This window comes from Chryseobacterium sp. Leaf394 (assembly GCF_001424105.1).
Taxonomy (GTDB): domain Bacteria; phylum Bacteroidota; class Bacteroidia; order Flavobacteriales; family Weeksellaceae; genus Chryseobacterium.
The window spans coordinates 189,981-203,597 of the sequence record NZ_LMQH01000014.1 but is presented as its reverse complement, the minus strand read 5'-3'; the positions used below and the strand labels follow the sequence as shown (position 1 = coordinate 203,597).

Genomic DNA, 13,617 nt, shown 5'->3' with positions numbered 1-13,617 from the left:
CGCACCCTAGTAACACGCTTGCCGGAACATGAGAAAGCTCAATGCAGCCTTGCAACAAACTTTCTCATAAAAAACATTTGAATTTTGTATGAATGCCATATGTAAGCACAAAAAACAGCTGCATTTCTGCAGCTGTTCTGTATTTATATCCTGATGTGAAAACTAGTCTTTCAGGATTTTCTGAGAAACCGGCTCGTTGTTTACGATACCTGTTACGATATAGTTTCCTTTAGCCAATTCAGCAACGTTTAAAGTAGATCCGTTTTTCACTGAACCAGTTTTAACGATAGCTCCGGATAAAGTGTATACTTTGATATCTTTCACATCAGAACCGAAAACGATTTCGTTGTTTTTAACCAAAGTATTTTTGATGAAGTTTGGAGTAAGTTTTTTGAAATCTGAAACAGCAAGACTACCCGTTTGAGCTGTTACAGATAAATTATCGACAGCAAGCATACAATCAGAACCAAAATTATCTTCATCTGCCCATCTGATCCAAACTGAACCACCGTTTGCAACGCTTAAACCTGTGATTGAGAAACTTTTAGCAAGCTGATTAGCTGGCAAATTTCCATTAACAGCCGCTGCGTTAGTGCTTGAAGTTAAAATCTCTGTCAGATCCCCACTTGTTACCGGGGTCCATACTGCACTCGTATCATCAACACCTGTAGCATTTGTACTGTATGAAAATGCAACAACTTCATTAGCTGTAGCGCTACTACCAGTTCTCCATTGCTCTTCAGTAAAAGAAATCGCTAATTCAGAGATTGTTACACCAGTATTGTTAGATATTTGAGCACCATAAGTAGGAACAGTAGATCCAGATGCAAGGCTTCCTAATGCTCTATCTGTACTTGATGTTGCCCCTACGCTGTAAATTCCTCCAGAATTTGCAGACCCATTGTCAACTACTGGTGATAAAGATTGTCCAATCGTTCCTGATCCAGACGCTCTATAGGCACTAAAACCACTTGGCAATGTAGTACCCATACCATCAAAATCTTGAGTAACTGCAGTTCCAACCGTTGTTAAGCTAATTTGACCAAAAGCTAAGCTCGCCAAACCAATTAATGCTAAAGAATAGATTTTTTTCATGACTTAATTATTTAAAAAATTTAATTATTAATAATTTACTCAGCAAAATTAATGCTAAAATTCCTGATTACGCAATAAAGAGATTAAATAATTGTTAATAATGCTAAAAATCATTTGTACGGTTTTTTTAGTTATTTTTACATCATATTTCTGAGAGGGGTTGCGCAGCTATTATATCACTTTTGTGTTCATTATTATGGGATTATTTACGGGTAATGCTCAGATATTCACGTGGAAAAACCCCAACCTCCCCAAAGATTCTATAAAGTCCGACAGCGTACTTGCTGCAAAAACCGACAGTGTAATTTTCACCAGACTCAGCCGTGATCTTTTCACAAAAGACACGATGGATTTTGTGAAAACCAAAAACAGAATTATTATCGATGAATCTGTATTGGCGAAGAATGACAAGTCAAGATTTTTGGGAGAATTAAATTCTAAAGGTTCCATTATCCGGGGGATTACTTTCGGGAATAATCAGGGTCAGTCGGTGCAGAGTTCAATGGATCTCCAGATTTCGGGGAAGCTTTCAAAAGATGTCACCATTCTGGCGAGTATTTCAGATCACAACCTTCCTATTCAGGCTGACGGTTATACCCAAACCCTTGAAGAGTTCGATAAAATCTACATGCAGCTTAATATTAAGGATAAATCTATCCTGAGAGCCGGACATCTTGATTTGGTAGACAACAAAAATTATTTTGCAAAATACCAGCGGCGAAGCATGGGACTGCAGTTTCAGACTGAGTTCGGGAAAGAAAATAAAACCTTTACCGACATTTCAATGGGTGTTGCCCGAAGTGAATTTCACAGAATCCGTTTTCAGGGTGTGGAAGGAAATCAAGGGCCCTACCGTCTGACCGGCAAAAATGGTGAACAGTTTATTACTTTAATTTCCGGTTCGGAGCAGGTTTTCATTGATGGGATTTTAATGAAGAGAGGTGAAAATCAGGATTACGTTATTAATTACAATACCGGTGAGGTGACTTTTACCAGTTTTAGGCCGATCTTCCAACAGAATTTTATTACCATTTCCTACAACTATACCAACCGAAATTATTCCCGATATCTTTTCACCGGAAAGGTGGAACACAAAAGGGAAAAAATGAGAATCGGGCTGAACTGGTTTATGGAGAATGACAATAAAAATGCTCCGCTGGCTTTAAATTTATCGAAAGAAGACGAGAAAATTCTTGCTGATGCCGGTAATGATCCCAATCTGATGTACGCGCCTTCAGCTGTGCAGACAGAATATGATGTCAATAAAATTCTTTACCGTTTAGTGCAGGATCCAAATGGCAATTATTACCAGTTTTCTACCGATGTAAATGAGGTATTGTTTACACTTTCCTTCACTTATTTCGGAGCCAATCTCGGGGATTACAAAATTGCACAAACTACCAACAACGGAAGGGTTTTCGAATACGTAGGCCCAAATATGGGAGATTACAGAGCGGTGAGAAAACTTCCTGCTCCTGAAAAATCTCAGGTCTACACCATGAATTCTGAGTTTCTTTTAAAAGACGGAAAAATAGGGGCTGACTTTTCTTTAAGCAATTACGATATCAACCTTTTTTCATCAAAAGATTCAGATAAAAATATTGGATATGCCGGAAGAGTTTTCGGGAACAAGACTTTCGGCAAAAAAAACTGGAAAGGAACGCCAAGCTTTGAATATCAGTACATCGATAAGCAGTTCAGAATTTTAGACCGAATCAATGATGTGGAATTCTCAAGAGATTTCAACCTTGCCCAGGAATTCAGCAACAGAACGCAAAACCGTTTCATCTTCAGCTTTTTAAACAGATGGAATAACAAATCTGTTTTAAACTACAGACTCAATTACCTCGACGAGAGAGATTCTTACAAAGGAATCAAGAATGATCTGGATTTCGGATGGATTAAAAATAAATTCTTTACCAAGGGCAGTTTGTCTTACCTGAACACGAATGCAATAATGCAGGATACCAAATTTATCCGTGGTGGCGCTTCTTCTGAATACACCGGAAAAAAAGGCAGCTGGACGGTAGGCGGAAGCATGGAGCACAACGAAAAATATTACAACAACACCCAACTGATGGACGTTACCAGTTTCAGCTGGAGGGAAGTTTTTGTGCAGAAAAAAATTGGTGACAGTGCGAGAACAAGACTTTTGACCAAAGCTTATTTAAGAGATAACGACTCTGTGCGTGATAACAGCCTTCAGAATATCAACCGGATTTTAGGTTTTATGGCGGAAAGCCAGTTGATTAAAAACGAAAAAACGACTTTAACAGCCTTGGTCCATTACAGAAAATTCTTCAATTCTGCTGACCTCGCAGATTTAAGCAGAAATAATGATTTTGTAGTCGGAAATATTCTATATAATCAACAACTTTTCCGAAACGGTGCACGATTGCAGGCTTTCTACGAATTGGGTAACGGACAGGAAGCGCAGCGTGAATTTCAGTACATCAAAGTGACCGATGGACAGGGAGTTTACAAATGGACCGATTACAACGGCGACGGCGTGCAGCAACTCGATGAATTTGAAATTGCCGAGTATTCAGATTTGGCACAATACATAAGAGTTTACACCAATTCTGTCAGGTATCTTCCTTCCAATAAAAACAAACTTCAGCTGGCTTTATTCGTTAATCCATCAATTGTTTTCGATTCTGAAAATAAGTTTCTCAAACGATGGAATTTCAATGTTTCCTTGAATTCCCAAAACTCGTATTTCAAGAGAGAAAAAGTTTTGGTTTTAAATCCTTTCGAGAAAAGTGATGACCAGATTTTAAAGAATCAGAATATTTTGACTTCGGTACAGTTTAATCCTACCGAAAAATCCGGCTGGAATGGGAACTACCGTTTTATTTCAAATAATAATCTCATCAACGCCAACTTCAGCAATGAAGAAAGAAAACAAAAGTCCCACTTTGTGAATGTTGGGTACTGGTTTAATAAAGAATTCAGAATCGACTGGGAAAACTCTGTGCATGAGCTTAAAAACTCGTCCCAGCTTTTTTCAACCAGAGATTATATTTTAAATAATTTTGAGACGAAACCAAAAGCAACCTACAAATTCACAGATGCTGTTCAGGCAGAATTCTCCTCCGCCTACCGTGAAAAACAGCGCACCGACGGTGAAGAACTTCTGAAAGCCTTTGATATCACCGGAACCGTACAGTGGGAACGCAAGAAAACTTCCATCAGAGCCAACTTCTCATTTATCAATAATGATTTTACAGGAAACAGCTTCAGCATCGTTGGAAACCAAATGCTGGATGGTTTGAAACCGGGCAAAAACCAGGTTTGGAGTGTATTTATTCAGCAGTCTTTAAATTCTTTCTTACAACTCAACCTAAATTATGAAGGCAGAAATTCCGGTGAGCGTACGATTCACATTGGAAGTATGCAGGTGAAGGCGAGTTTTTGAGTTGGAGAGTGTGTGAGTTGGAGAGTCGGAGGGTTTGAGAGTTTGAGAGAATATTGGTTTGCTGGTTGTTTTGGAGTTTTCTGCTATGTGGGGCAAATTACTTATTGATCATTTTTGAAATGATTTGTACGGAATTTAATAGTTATTTCCGGTGAGTTTTGAAATGCTTACTGATGAATTTTAAATGGCAGGCGTGCTTTTTTGAAAAGCTAGCGAGGATTTACTCAAGTGTACGCTAACAAGATTTCGTAGATTATATTTCCCTAATTTTAAATTTGGTTATTTTTCCTTTTTCCTTGGATCTTCTCCATGGGTTTCACCCACGGCTTTTCATATTGAACCACTCCGTGGTTCGCCAAAATGCAAAACTTTAATATTTTACTACCCTTATCTTTGAACTTGGCTCTTTTACCTTTTACCTTGTTTCTTTTTCCTTTTTCCTTGCCTCTTAAACCTCCTTTTCCTTATATTTGTTCAGTAATAAATACACGGGGTGCCGAAAGGCTGAGATTATACCCGATGACCTGATTTGGATAATGCCAACGTAGGGATGTCTGCTTAAAATATTTTCATTTTATGCTTTATTCGTCCGCATGCTTATCTGTGGTCTGAACTGAATAAATCAACATAAAATAAAATGGAAGTAACAAAGTATTCCGGAGAACTCATCCCCCAACAAGACAAAAACTGGCAAGGAAGACCCGAATGGTTTTTCAACCGCGAACATACCGACACTTATGAATTGTGGTATGAAGGCAGGTACAAACGTGCCGAAATCTGGCAGAAAAAAGTCATGGAACAGCTCGTTTCCAAAGATCAGAGAGTAAAAACCCTTTTAGAATTCGGTTGCGGCACTACCCGATTTACCCGTTGGTGGAAAAACATAGGGATTGAAGCAACGGGCGGAGATATTTCTCCACTAATGTTATCTCAAGCTATTCATCTTTTTGAAGGCGATCTGGTGATGGCAGATTCTCATTTTATGCCTTTTAAAGATCATACTTTCGATTCACTGGCATTCATCACCACATTTGAATATTATAAAGATCCTGTAAAAGTTATTCGCGAGGCGGCACGTGTTGCCAAGTATGGAATTGCCATGGGAATGATGAACAGAAATTCCCCTAAAGTTGCAAGGAGGAGAGTTCAGCAATTGTTCGGGAAAAACCCTTTCTATGTAACAGCAACTTTTTACACACCAAAAATGCTGACCGAGATTATCGAAAGAGCTTTGGTCGGAAGAAAATATACGATAGAATGGACCTGCACCGGACTTCCGAAATGGTTTCCCGTTCAGCAGTGGAATGTTCCCATCGGTGATTTCTTTGGACTTTACATTCAACTAAATGATGTGGAATGAGTGATACTTTAGGCAAAATAAATCATTCTCAATTTGAAGATTTTCTGAAGCAACGATGCGGTAAGGAACGTGATGAAGTGCTTGTAGGTCCCGAGTTTGGCGTCGATGTTTCCGTAGTTGATCTCCATGGCGGAAAAGCGATGGCTTTGACGAGCGATCCGCTGTCTTTGATTCCATCTTTAGGATTGGAAGAATCGGCTTGGCTGTCAGTACATCTGATGGCTAATGATATGGCAACAACGGGTTTTGCACCGATGTTTGGACAGTTTGTTTTAAATCTTCCTGCTCAGCTTTCAAAAAATGATTTTGAAATTTATTGGAACCACATTCACCAGTTCTGTAGAGACATTAATTTAAGCATCACCGGCGGTCATACTGGATTCATTGAAGGACAGAATTCTACTATTGCAGGCGGCGGAACTTTTATAACCATTGCTCCGAAAGAAGAAATTCTGGTTTCAAAATATGCAGACGTTGGCGATGTAATTTTAGTTACTAAAACCAGTGCGCTTTCATCAACAGCCATTTTAGCGATGAGTTTCCCGGAAACCGTGAAAAATAAAATCGGGAAAGAGTTTTTCTATTCTGCCTCCGCTTCTTTTTATGAAACCTCATCTTTGAAAGACACTTTGACCGCGGTGCAGACTGAAAACTCAGGTGTAACAGCCATGCACGATGTGACGGAAGGTGGAGTTTTGGGAGCGATTTACGAATTGGCAATAGCATCAGGAAACGGTGCTGAAATTTTTAGTGAAAAACTTCCGATTGGCGAGGTACAGTCTGCGGTGTGTAATCTGTTTTCGTTAGATCCGAGATATTGTATTGGAGCAGGTTCGATGATTATTACCTGTAAAAAAGATAAGACTTCGGAAATTATTTCGAGACTGAAAGCGAATCATATACCCTGTACAGAAGTTGGAGTGATGACCGAAAAAAATCTTGGAATTAAATTAATTGAAAACGAGAAAGCAAGTGACTTAATCTACTGCGAGGAAGATCCTTACTGGAATGCTTTTTTTAAAGCTTACAAAAACGGGTGGAAATAATGAGAAAATTAACCATACAATCCCGAATTTATTTAATTATTGATCCCTCGATGGATCAGGAAATTCTCTTTTCTAAATTAAATCTAATTGTACAGGAAAAAATAGCAGCCATTCAGATTTGGGACAATTTTAAAGAAAATCAAAATATTGAAGAGTTGCTTTTAAAAATTTATGCAAAAACTTTTTTACATAATATTCCTTTACTCATCAATAACCGCTGGGAAATTTTAAAACAAATTCCGCTGGATGGAATTCACTTCGATGAAATTCCTGAAAATTTTAATGAAATTAAAAAAGAAATCAACCGTGATTTTATTTCTGGAATTACCTGTGGAAATGATCTTGCAACGATTGAGTATGCGGAAAAACATCAGTACGATTATATTTCTTTCTGCTCAATGTTTCCGTCAAAAACAGCGAACAGTTGTGAGTTGGTGAATTTTGAAACTGTTCAGAAAGCGAAAAGTATTTTTAGCGGAAAAATTTTTCTTGCCGGAGGAATTGATTTAAATACAATTGAAAATTTAGACAAATTAGATTATGACGGAATCGCTGTGGTTTCAGGAATTATGAGTGCAGATAATCCGTCAGAAACTATTAAAAAGTATCAACAAAAAATTAAAAAGTAAAAAAATGAGAATAAAAACTATAGAAAAATTATGCTGTCCGTTTGACAAATCAGATTTAAATTTAACCATCATTTCACAGGACGAAACTGAAAACATTATGGAAGGATTACTGATCTGCGACAATTGCAAAAGAGTCTATCCCATCATCAGTGGAATCCCGATTATGTCACCTGACGAGTACCGTGAATTTAAGCTGGAACAGCCCGTTTTAGAACGCTGGGAAAAACATTTGGAGGGTAAAAAAGTGGAAAATTTCAGGCTGATTTCATAACGATAACAGCAATAGATAATTTCAAAATGCTGAAAGTTTAGAATTTCGTAAATTTGCAGCATGATAAAAATAGGCAACATAGAACTGCCGGAATTTCCGCTTTTGCTTGCACCAATGGAAGATGTGAGCGATCCGCCGTACAGAAGACTGTGCAAATTGCATGGTGCAGATATGATGTATTCAGAATTTATCTCTTCTGAAGGCTTGATTCGTGATGCGATGAAGAGTAGAAAGAAGCTGGATATTTTCGATTATGAGAGACCTGTGGGAATCCAGATTTTTGGTGGCGACGAGGAAGCAATGGCGATGTCTGCAAGAATCGTAGAGACCGTAAACCCTGATTTGGTGGACATCAATTTTGGCTGTCCGGTAAAAAAAGTGGTTTGTAAAGGTGCAGGAGCCGGAGTTTTGAAAGATGTTGATATGATGGTTCGTCTAACTAAGGCTGTGGTAAGCTCAACTAGTCTCCCTGTAACCGTAAAAACCCGTTTGGGATGGGACAGCAATTCTATCAACATTGATGAAGTGGCAGAACGTCTTCAGGAAACGGGCATCAAAGCGCTGACCATTCACGCAAGAACACGCGGACAGATGTACAAAGGTGAAGCCGACTGGGAACACATCTCAAGAATTAAGCAAAACCCGAATATCGAAATTCCAATTTTTGGAAACGGTGACATCGATTCGCCTGAAAAAGCTTTGGAATATAAAAATAAATACGCCTGCGACGGAATAATGATTGGCCGTGCTGCGATCGGTTATCCATGGATTTTTAATGAAATCAAACATTTCTTCGCAACCGGAGAACATTTGAATGCGCCAACCATTTCAGACCGACTTTTAGCAGTTCGTCAACATGCAGAATGGAGCGCAGAATGGAAAGGTGAAAAATTGGGCTTAATCGAAATGAGACAGCATTACAGCAATTATTTCAGAGGAATTCCACACTTTAAAGATTTCAGAAGAAAGTTTCTGGAAGTTTATTCTTTAGAGGAAATGGATGAAGTGATCAAGGAGACACAGGAGTTTTATGAGGAGTTTCAGGTGAAGGCTTAGGTAAAGGTTGAGGTTGAGGTTGAGGTTTAGGTTAATGACAATTTGAAACATTAAGGGTTATTAGAGGTTTAGGATAGTTGAGCTTCGCTTTAAGCATCATGCTGAATTAAAATCTTTTTGATTTTGGTTAATAGGATTTAACTTCTTAAATCATTCTTAATGGTTCAAAACAGATAAAAGCAAACCCATCAAAAATTTTGATGGGTTTATCTATTTAATTATTACTGGAATAATTTTTTATTTCTTAATATCAGTTTTCACATCCTGATATGTTTTTTCTACAGCTTTCGCTCCTTTTTTAGCTGTTTTTTCTGTCCATTGTGCTCCCTGCTTTACACCTTTCTCAGTGGCTTTAGCACCTTTTTTCGCTGTTTCACCTGTCCATTTTGCTCCTTTCTGAACTCCTTTTTTGGTCGCCTGAGCTCCTTTCTTGGCAGTGTTTCCGACAGCTTTTGCGTCTTGTTTTACTGTTTCTTTTACCGTCTGTTTCTCCTGTGCACTGGCAGTAAATGAGATCATTAAAACGGCCAGTATTGAAATTACTTTTTTCATTGTATTTTAAATTTTAAATTTTACTGATAATGGTTAATGCATTTTTTAAGCCACATTCAAATGAGCTGATAGCGTTATGACTCATCTGACCCAGATGGAACAAGCGGATTTGGATTGGAAATCTGAATGCTGGTGGGCGTTACAAGCTGTACACCGTCGGCATCAAAACGGTCTTTTATTTTTGTCAGAACTTCATTTTTTACAAGTAGCATATTCGATCCAACCTTCATCCAGAATCTGACCTGTAGATTGAAAGCTCCCTGTTTTAAATCTGTATACACCACATCAACATTTTCCGGACGGTCAAGTTCTTCTATATTCTGAACAATTTCCAGAATTCCTGCCTTGGCTATATTAATGTCTTCATCAGCGGGGATTTCAAAATTTAAGATGATTCTTCTCTGTGGCGATGCTGTGATATTATAAAAAGGAGCATTAAAGATCACCTGATTGGGTATAAATACCTTTTTCCCGTCATCTGTTGTCATTTTTGTTGTCAGAAGTCCGATATCCAAAACTGTCCCTGAATGATTCCCGATGGTAATATAATCCCCTACTTTGAAAGCCTTATCAATTCCGATCAGCATTCCCGAAAAAATACTTGATACCAAATCTTTTAATGCAACTCCGGCAATCACCCCGGCAACTCCCAGACTTCCGATAAACTTCCAGAGGAAACTGCTGAATCCCATAATTTCCAGCGTAATGAAAATTCCTATTACTAAAATTAAAAATCTGAAAACCGAAACAGTAGTCGTTACGGAAGCCTCAGCTGTGCTTTTAGGAAAAAACTTATGGAAAAGTTTCACTGCAAGTTTACTCAGATATTTACTGGTCAGCAGGAAAAATGTAAAAACAATTGCACCCATGATAAGCTTTGGTGTAAGCCTTGCAAATGCGATGTACCAGTTCTCGAGTACTTTATAGATGGTCGCTATATAATTTTGAACATTTATTTCCATGAAAAAATTTGAGTTTGCAATTTAAACATATTTTTTCAACAAAAATTTTGCCAGTTAACAAAAGTCTATTAAATTTGTAGACTATTAAAACAAAATATTATGTCAATAAAACTGGGAGACACCGCACCGGATTTTACAGCAGACTCATCTTTGGGAGAACTCAATTTTTACGAATTTCTTTCGGATTCGTGGGGAATTCTATTCTCGCATCCTGCAGATTTCACACCTGTCTGCACTACTGAATTAGGATTTACCGCCAAACTTAAATCAGAATTTGAAAAAAGAAATACAAAAGTAATCGCACTGAGCGTAGATAAAGTGGAGGATCATCAAAAATGGATTCAGGACATCAACGAAACTCAGAATACTGAAGTCGATTTCCCGATTATTGCAGATCAGGACAGAAAAGTTTCAGAACTGTATGATTTCATTCATCCCAATGCGTCGGCAACGGCAACGGTTAGATCTTTATTAATCATTGATCCATCAAAAAAAGTACGTCTGATTATCACCTATCCGGCATCAACCGGAAGAAATTTTGATGAAGTTCTGAGAGTTTTAGATTCACTTCAACTGGTGGATAATTACAAAGTTACAACGCCTGCGAATTGGAAAAATGGTGATGAAGTAATTGTTCCACCTACAATCTCCACTGAAGATGCTCATGAACTTTATCCGAAAGGCGTGAGAGAAGTAAAGCCTTATTTAAGATTTACACCTCAACCCAATATGTAATTTTTGGATTTTTTATTTATTTATATAGTTTAGTTTAATTGCAAAAGCGGCCTGAAAAATTTTCAGACCGCTTTTTTATTCCGTTAAGTTTTTATGAATTAGTTTTTAACATCATTCATTACTTCTCTACCTTTTGAAGTTGGCAAGAAAATACTGAAACCTACATTAAAAGTAATCGCAGAGTTCAAACCTTCGTTCCCGAAACCTGCCTGACCCTGATATTTTACTAAACCTTCAAGACCGATGTTTGGCGTAATAAAGTAAGAATAACCTGGTCCAACACCAAAATCCAAACCTGTAGTAGAGTTTGAGTTCTCAACATTTCTACCTCCGATACCAACATTACCTTCGAAGAACCAACGACCATGGTTTAACAAGTTGTCAACACCTTTTTCACCTGGAGATAAGTAATATCTACCTAAACCACCTACTCCGTAATCGAAAGCTGTAGGGCTGCCGTTTGTCACTTTGCTGATTCCTAAATTTACATATCCACCCACTGCTACATTGTCAGCAACAAAATAAGCTGCCTTTGGAGTAAGCTGAATGTTGTAACCACCACCTGTATTCAATCCGAAATTACTTGAAAGTAAGCTACTACCTACCAACCAGTTTCCTTCCTGAATTTGTGCATTGGCACTCGATGTAAGACCTGCAACTGCCAACAGTCCTGTAAAGATCAATTTTTTCATAATATATATTTTAATAGTTAATTTTTGATATAAATTAGCTATTCCAATAAATATGCCATGAGAGCTTAATATGTTTTATATCATGGTCAGAATAATTGCAATAATAAGACCTGCAACCGCAAATTTAACCCCCTTTTTGAAAGCCTTGGTCTTTGGATTAAACATCCAGAAACTCGATACCACAAAGAAAAACAGACAAAGTCCGAAAAACGTGTTGAGTGGCGATAACGTGTCTGCTGATTTGGCTTTGTGAAGTTTTGCCATTTTATCTAACACAAAAGGAAGTTCCATTTTAGAATATTTGACAACACCTGTGGCAGCATCGTAAGTGCCTTCTTTAAAATAAGAGATATTCCCCTCTGTTTTATTGATTTCAAAGTTTTTCAGTTTTAATTCTTTTTCCAGAGCTTTCTCATTAAGATCTTTGGCCAAAGTTTTTTCATACTTCTTTTCATTTTTCAGGAAATCGGTATCTCTGTAAACCAGAAGCATCCCACTTACAGCATAAACAGCCATGATTCCAGCCATGAAGTAGCCCAGATAACGGTGGATGATTCTCATAAAACTGCGTGTATCCTTGATTTTGTCCATGTAAAAATTTTAAAGTGCAAAAATGCGACAAAGCAACAGATTCTGAAAGCTTATTTTTATTAATTCTTAATTAAATTTTAGTAAAAAAGGAAAAACGAAAGATTTAATTAAAGGGAATTTTAATCTTATATTTGATAAAAATTAAATTATGCAACTTGTAAAAGTAGGTCTATGCGCCTTCGGAATGAGTGGAAAAGTTTTTCATGCCCCTTTCCTGAAAGAGCATCCCGGTTTTTTTATTACAGCAATTGTAGAAAGATCAAAGGAAGAATCTAAAGAAAAATATTCCGACGCACAGATTTTTCTCTCCGTTGAAGAAATGCTGCAAAATGCAGACGTGGATTTGGTTGTTGTCAACACGCCTGTTCAGACTCACTTTGAATATTCGAAAATGGCTTTGGAGGCAGGCAAAAATGTGATTGTGGAAAAGCCTTTTACCATCAATGCAAAAGAAGCCGAAGACCTGGCAAAACTGGCAGCAGAAAAAAATCATTTTGTAAGTGTTTATCAGAACAGGAGATTTGACCGTGATTATCTTCAGGTTCAGAAAGTCTTGAATGATAAAGTTTTAGGAGAAATCAAAGAAGTCGAAATCAGATTCGACAGATTCAGAACTGAAGCGAGTGCAAAACTTCATAAGGAAGATCCCAATCTTTCAGGTTCAGGCTCAGTACACGATCTCGGTGCTCACCTGATCGATCAGGCGGTTCAGCTTTTTGGTTTTCCGAAAAAAGTTTTTGCCGATGTATTTTCGATGAAAGGAAATGATTTTGCCAATGATTATTTTGAAATCCTATTTTATTATGAAAACGAATTGCGTGTCCGTCTGAAATCATCTGTTTTCACGAAAGAAGATCATTATGCATACAAAATTTTCGGTGACAGAGGCTGTTTTCTTCAGCAAAGATCAGACGATCAGGAAAATCAGCTGGTTGGCGGAGCCATCCCTGAGTATGGAACAGAATGGACTGCCCCACTCGATTCTGAAGATGGAATTTTAAATATTTTTAATGAAAATTCAGAAACAGAAAGAACGCTTACATCCAGCGAGCCCGGAAATTACATGAATTATTATCAGAATATTTACGAGCATATAGTTTTCGGTTATTATCTGCCTTCGCCTGCCGAAGAAGTGGTTCAGAATATGAGAATCATAGAAGCTGTTTTGGAAAGTTCCAGACAGGGAAAGGTAATTGATTTGGTTTAAATT

At 37.7% G+C, this 13,617-nt stretch carries 13 protein-coding genes and 1 riboswitch; of the genes, 8 read left to right on the top strand and 5 right to left on the bottom strand.

Annotated features, from left to right (window positions below; all coding sequences use genetic code 11):
* Positions 1-162 precede the first annotated feature (162 nt).
* The gene (locus tag ASG21_RS18760; protein WP_056084433.1) at positions 163-1,095 is read right to left on the bottom strand and encodes a T9SS type A sorting domain-containing protein; all 933 of its coding nucleotides are present in this window, start codon (positions 1,093-1,095) and stop codon (positions 163-165) included.
* Positions 1,096-1,291: 196 nt separating this feature from the next.
* Here ASG21_RS18760 and ASG21_RS18755 point away from each other — a divergent pair, with 196 nt between their 5' ends.
* The 6 genes from ASG21_RS18755 (at position 1,292) to dusB (ending at position 8,875) form a co-directional block, all read left to right on the top strand.
* The gene (locus tag ASG21_RS18755) at positions 1,292-4,513 is read left to right on the top strand and encodes a hypothetical protein (protein WP_056084430.1); all 3,222 of its coding nucleotides are present in this window, start codon (positions 1,292-1,294) and stop codon (positions 4,511-4,513) included.
* Positions 4,514-4,992: 479 nt separating this feature from the next.
* A riboswitch (TPP riboswitch) is annotated at positions 4,993-5,081 on the top strand.
* 69 nt (positions 5,082-5,150) lie between these two features.
* Positions 5,151-5,873, top strand: a complete 723-nt coding sequence (locus ASG21_RS18750) for a class I SAM-dependent methyltransferase (RefSeq protein ID WP_056084426.1) — start codon at positions 5,151-5,153, stop codon at positions 5,871-5,873.
* Positions 5,870-6,919, top strand: coding sequence for an AIR synthase family protein (locus ASG21_RS18745; protein ID WP_056084423.1), 1,050 nt, complete (start codon positions 5,870-5,872; stop codon positions 6,917-6,919). Before ASG21_RS18750 ends, ASG21_RS18745 begins: the two co-directional genes overlap by 4 nt.
* The gene (locus ASG21_RS18740) at positions 6,919-7,548 is read left to right on the top strand and encodes a thiamine phosphate synthase (RefSeq protein ID WP_056084420.1); all 630 of its coding nucleotides are present in this window, start codon (positions 6,919-6,921) and stop codon (positions 7,546-7,548) included. The genes ASG21_RS18745 and ASG21_RS18740 overlap by 1 nt, the downstream gene beginning before the upstream one ends.
* Before the next feature lie 4 nt (positions 7,549-7,552).
* Entirely contained in the window at positions 7,553-7,819 is a 267-nt protein-coding gene (locus ASG21_RS18735; protein ID WP_056084417.1) for a Trm112 family protein, read from the top strand.
* A 60-nt stretch (positions 7,820-7,879) separates the two neighbouring features.
* Positions 7,880-8,875, top strand: a complete 996-nt coding sequence (gene dusB / locus ASG21_RS18730; RefSeq protein WP_056084412.1) for a tRNA dihydrouridine synthase DusB — start codon at positions 7,880-7,882, stop codon at positions 8,873-8,875.
* 237 nt (positions 8,876-9,112) lie between these two features.
* On the opposite strand, the gene ASG21_RS18725 is transcribed toward dusB, so the two are convergent.
* On the bottom strand, positions 9,113-9,427 hold the full coding sequence (locus ASG21_RS18725; RefSeq protein WP_056084409.1) for a hypothetical protein: 315 nt from the start codon (positions 9,425-9,427) through the stop codon (positions 9,113-9,115).
* A 74-nt stretch (positions 9,428-9,501) separates the two neighbouring features.
* Positions 9,502-10,389 (bottom strand): mechanosensitive ion channel family protein, encoded by an 888-nt coding sequence (locus ASG21_RS18720; protein ID WP_056084404.1) that lies wholly within the window; start codon positions 10,387-10,389, stop codon positions 9,502-9,504.
* A gap of 99 nt (positions 10,390-10,488) precedes the next feature.
* Between ASG21_RS18720 and ASG21_RS18715 the strand changes: the two genes are divergently transcribed.
* On the top strand, positions 10,489-11,124 hold the full coding sequence (locus ASG21_RS18715) for a peroxiredoxin (protein ID WP_056084401.1): 636 nt from the start codon (positions 10,489-10,491) through the stop codon (positions 11,122-11,124).
* A gap of 98 nt (positions 11,125-11,222) precedes the next feature.
* On the opposite strand, the gene ASG21_RS18710 is transcribed toward ASG21_RS18715, so the two are convergent.
* Together ASG21_RS18710 and ASG21_RS18705 are read right to left on the bottom strand one after the other, a co-directional pair.
* Entirely contained in the window at positions 11,223-11,816 is a 594-nt protein-coding gene (locus ASG21_RS18710; RefSeq protein WP_056084398.1) for a hypothetical protein, read from the bottom strand.
* A gap of 75 nt (positions 11,817-11,891) precedes the next feature.
* Positions 11,892-12,407, bottom strand: coding sequence for a hypothetical protein (locus tag ASG21_RS18705; RefSeq protein WP_056084395.1), 516 nt, complete (start codon positions 12,405-12,407; stop codon positions 11,892-11,894).
* A gap of 148 nt (positions 12,408-12,555) precedes the next feature.
* On the opposite strand from ASG21_RS18705, the gene ASG21_RS18700 reads away from it, so the two are divergent.
* A complete protein-coding gene (locus ASG21_RS18700; protein ID WP_056084390.1) occupies positions 12,556-13,614 on the top strand; it encodes a Gfo/Idh/MocA family oxidoreductase in 1,059 nt (352 codons plus the stop codon).
* The last annotated feature ends 3 nt before the right edge of the window (positions 13,615-13,617 follow it).

Bases quoted from the DNA above. Each gene is read 5' to 3' on its own strand.
- ASG21_RS18725 (WP_056084409.1), bottom strand. From the start codon at position 9,427: ATGAAAAAAGTAATTTCAATACTGGCCGTTTTAATGATCTCATTTACT.
- ASG21_RS18760 (WP_056084433.1), bottom strand. From the start codon at position 1,095: ATGAAAAAAATCTATTCTTTAGCATTAATTGGTTTGGCGAGCTTAGCT.
- ASG21_RS18745 (WP_056084423.1), top strand. From the start codon at position 5,870: ATGAGTGATACTTTAGGCAAAATAAATCATTCTCAATTTGAAGATTTT.
- ASG21_RS18720 (WP_056084404.1), bottom strand. From the start codon at position 10,389: ATGGAAATAAATGTTCAAAATTATATAGCGACCATCTATAAAGTACTC.
- ASG21_RS18705 (WP_056084395.1), bottom strand. From the start codon at position 12,407: ATGGACAAAATCAAGGATACACGCAGTTTTATGAGAATCATCCACCGT.
- ASG21_RS18750 (WP_056084426.1), top strand. From the start codon at position 5,151: ATGGAAGTAACAAAGTATTCCGGAGAACTCATCCCCCAACAAGACAAA.
- ASG21_RS18755 (WP_056084430.1), top strand. From the start codon at position 1,292: ATGGGATTATTTACGGGTAATGCTCAGATATTCACGTGGAAAAACCCC.
- ASG21_RS18740 (WP_056084420.1), top strand. From the start codon at position 6,919: ATGAGAAAATTAACCATACAATCCCGAATTTATTTAATTATTGATCCC.
- ASG21_RS18735 (WP_056084417.1), top strand. From the start codon at position 7,553: ATGAGAATAAAAACTATAGAAAAATTATGCTGTCCGTTTGACAAATCA.
- ASG21_RS18700 (WP_056084390.1), top strand. From the start codon at position 12,556: ATGCAACTTGTAAAAGTAGGTCTATGCGCCTTCGGAATGAGTGGAAAA.
- ASG21_RS18710 (WP_056084398.1), bottom strand. From the start codon at position 11,816: ATGAAAAAATTGATCTTTACAGGACTGTTGGCAGTTGCAGGTCTTACA.
- ASG21_RS18715 (WP_056084401.1), top strand. From the start codon at position 10,489: ATGTCAATAAAACTGGGAGACACCGCACCGGATTTTACAGCAGACTCA.
- dusB (WP_056084412.1), top strand. From the start codon at position 7,880: ATGATAAAAATAGGCAACATAGAACTGCCGGAATTTCCGCTTTTGCTT.